Origin of the sequence: Polaromonas sp., assembly GCF_030682935.1 — a bacterium.
Taxonomy (GTDB): Bacteria; Pseudomonadota; Gammaproteobacteria; order Burkholderiales; family Burkholderiaceae_C; genus Polaromonas.
In genome coordinates this window covers 1-2,972 of the sequence record NZ_JAUXNA010000185.1, presented here as the reverse complement: position 1 = coordinate 2,972, position 2,972 = coordinate 1, and the positions used below count along the sequence as shown (strand labels likewise).

The following is a 2,972-nucleotide window of genomic DNA, read 5'->3' as shown; positions in this document are numbered from 1 at the left end:
CAAGCATTGTGAGGAAACCGGCGACACACCCGACGCTGTCCATGCGCGCCGCCGCAAGCGCCAGTGGGCCGATGGCGTACATTGCCAGCTTGGGCCAGATGGCAATCTGTACGTGAACCCGGAGGAATACAACAAATGGGTCGAAGGCCAGCAACCGACATCACCTGCCCTCGCGGCGTAGCCATCCGCGAGTTCAAGCACGAACGCCGCATCCAGATCGCTTTCAGCTTTCGCGGCGTCCAATGCCGCGAGCTGCTGCCACCAGGGCCCATCACCCAGACGGCCGTGAACTACGCGGCCGGCATCCGGGCCGAGGTGGCTAGAAAGATCGCCGACAATCAATTCCACTACGCTGATTACTTCCCAAACAGCCCGCGCGCGCTGCAGTTTGATGTTGCCGGCAAGCGCATCTTGTTGAAAGATAAGCTGCAGACCCAGCTCGAAACCTATGAGCGCCAGGTCAAGAACGGCCAGCTGTCGCCCAGCACCTATGAAGGCTACGCCAAAGCCATCAACAGCAAGCGCATGGCATATTGGGACACATGGGCGCTGGCCAGCGTCGGGCCCAGCGATCTTCGCACCTGGATCTCCAGCCTGGACATGACGGCAAAGTTTGCGCGCAACCTCATGACCCCACTGCGCAGCGTGTTTGAAGACGCGCTCAATGACGATTTGATCAAATTTAATCCTTTTGACCGCATCGCCATGAGCAAGCTGCTGAAGCAAACGGCCAAAAGCAGCGAATACGAGGTTGAGCCCTTCACGGCTGAAGAACGCGCGGCGCTGATCAAGGCCGCCCGGGCTGATGAACGTCCCCTGGTGCAGTTCTGGTTTAACTCAGGGCTGCGGCCGGGAGAACTGATCGCGCTCAAGTGGCCAAAGGTGGACTGGATTAACAGCAAGGCGCGGATCGACCTCAACCAGGTGGTGAGCGTCGAAAAAGGCCCGAAAACCGATGCCGGCGTGCGCGACGTTGACCTGAACGCGGAGGCCTTGTCGGCATTGACCGCGCAAAAAGCTGCCAGTTTTCTGCTGGAGAGTGGCCACGTGTGGCTGAATCCGCGTACCGGGCAGCCTTGGACAGGCGACGCGCAGATCCGAAAAACCCTGTGGCAGCCGCTTTGCCTACGCGCGGGCGTCCTGTATCGCAATCCGTATCAGGCACGCCACACTTTTGCCAGCGCACTGCTCACGGCTGGCCACAACCCGTGGTACGTTGCCCAGCAGCTCGGGCACGTTGACGTGCAGATGGTGTTCAAGATCTACGGAAAATTCATTCCGGCCGACTACCAAAAACCCAAGGTGCAATTGCGCATCGTGGGAAATGATTAATCCCGCGTGTGAATTCCGTGTGAATCCAACGCCAATCAACGCCAACTTAAGGCGGTAAAACAAAATCCCCGCCAATGGTCTTTCATTGGCGGGGATTGTCTTGGATGGTGGAGCTGGGGGGATTTGAACCCCCGTCCGCAAGCCTTCTTCGAGCAGATCTACATGTTTAGCGGTCTGATTTAAGTCTCGCCACCTGTATCGCGCAGTCGCACGCTACACAGGACGCCAGCACCCTATTTTCTTGCCCCGGGTTAAGGTACCCAGCCCAGAGCCAGCCGATAAAATTATCTTTACAGCCGGGAGCCCCTAACTTTCGCTAAAGACCCCTTGCCCAGCCCATCGGCCTGCTGTTGTAAAGCTCACTGGCAATTAAGCAGCGAGTGCGAAACGTTCGTCGTTTGCAGTTAGTTTGTTTGAATCAGTTTTACGAGCACACTCAGCTCGACATGCACCACACCGCGTCCGAACCCACGTCGAAACCAATGCAGCCCCAAGCCCAGTAGTTTAAGCCATTCTCAGCAATTTCAAGAGGGCTAAAGGTGCGGAAATGGTGAAATCAGCGTTCCAGCCCTGCGTGTCAGCAGCCAAACCCAGATAACCGTAAGCGGCGGCCACCGTTGGCATACCGGCAGCACGCCCGGCAACGATGTCGCGTTTGTCATCCCCCACATACACGCAGCGCCCGGCGGCCACACCAAGCTGTCGCGCCGCCTCGAGCAAGGGCGCCGGGTGCGGTTTGGCGTGCGGCGTGGTGTCGCCGCTGATAATGGTTTGGGCCGTATTGAACAGCGGCATGGTGTTGGTCAGCGGCACGGTAAAGCGGGCCGATTTATTGGTTACAACACCCCATTTCAGGCCCGCTTGACGAATATGGTCAATCAGTTCAGCCACCCCCTCAAAGACATAGGTGCGCTCAGTCAAACAGGATTCGTAATTGGCGAAAAACTCCTCTTTAAGCGCATCAAAGCGGGTATCTTCGGGCGCCAAGCCAAAAGCCACGGCGATCATGCCGCGGGCACCCGCACCGGCCATAGGCCGATATTGCGTCAGGGGAAACGACGCCAGGCCCCGGTCAGTACGCATTTTGTCGGCCGCCGCACCCAGGTCGGGCGCGCTGTCAATCAGGGTGCCGTCGAGGTCAAACAAAACTGCATCGATGTTTGTGAACATATCGGGACAATCAGGGGGAGTGCAATGAAGCGCTCAGATTTTTTGTGTCGCCAGCATGTAGTTCACGCTGGTGTTGGCGCTGAGCCAGTAATGTCGCGTAAGTGGGTTGTATTCCAGACCCTTGGTCTTTTGCAGGTTCAAACCCGCAGCACGGCAATAGCTGGCCAATTCGCTGGGCTTAATCAGCTTGGCGTACTCATGCGTGCCTCGGGGCAGCATGTTGAGGATGTATTCCGCGCCAACAATGGCAAACAAAAAGGATTTGGCATTGCGGTTAATGGTGGAAAAAATCACATGTCCACCTGGTTTAACCAACGCAGCACAGGCTTTAACGACCGAAGAAGGATCGGGCACATGCTCCAGCATTTCCATGCAGGTAACGACGTCAAAGCTGCCGGGTTGCTCGGCAGCCAGCGCCTCGGCGCTGATCTCACGATATTGCACCCCTTCAGTCTGAGCCTCCAGCGCAT

3 protein-coding genes, 1 other RNA gene and 1 pseudogene are annotated in these 2,972 nt (G+C 57.3%); 2 read left to right on the top strand and 3 right to left on the bottom strand.

Annotation, left to right across the window (positions count from 1 at the left end):
- Positions 1 to 181: pseudogene (locus Q8K05_RS08415) on the top strand (excisionase); the annotation flags it as partial.
- Entirely contained in the window at positions 136 to 1,332 is a 1,197-nt protein-coding gene (locus Q8K05_RS08410) for a site-specific integrase (RefSeq protein ID WP_305246182.1), read from the top strand. The pseudogene Q8K05_RS08415 and the gene Q8K05_RS08410, both read left to right, overlap by 46 nt.
- 105 nt (positions 1,333 to 1,437) lie before the next feature.
- Here the strand turns inward: Q8K05_RS08410 and ssrA are convergent.
- The 3 genes from ssrA to ubiG all read right to left on the bottom strand — a co-directional run.
- Positions 1,438 to 1,824: a transfer-messenger RNA gene (ssrA, locus tag Q8K05_RS08405) on the bottom strand.
- Between the two features lie 12 nt (positions 1,825 to 1,836).
- Entirely contained in the window at positions 1,837 to 2,502 is a 666-nt protein-coding gene (gene gph, locus Q8K05_RS08400) for a phosphoglycolate phosphatase (RefSeq protein ID WP_305246181.1), read from the bottom strand.
- A 33-nt stretch (positions 2,503 to 2,535) separates the two neighbouring features.
- Positions 2,536 to 2,972 (bottom strand): bifunctional 2-polyprenyl-6-hydroxyphenol methylase/3-demethylubiquinol 3-O-methyltransferase UbiG (ubiG, locus tag Q8K05_RS08395; protein ID WP_305246180.1); only part of this gene is annotated, 437 nt, incomplete at its 5' end.

Bases quoted from the DNA above. Each gene is read 5' to 3' on its own strand.
- Q8K05_RS08410 (WP_305246182.1), top strand. From the start codon at position 136: ATGGGTCGAAGGCCAGCAACCGACATCACCTGCCCTCGCGGCGTAGCC.
- gph (WP_305246181.1), bottom strand. From the start codon at position 2,502: ATGTTCACAAACATCGATGCAGTTTTGTTTGACCTCGACGGCACCCTG.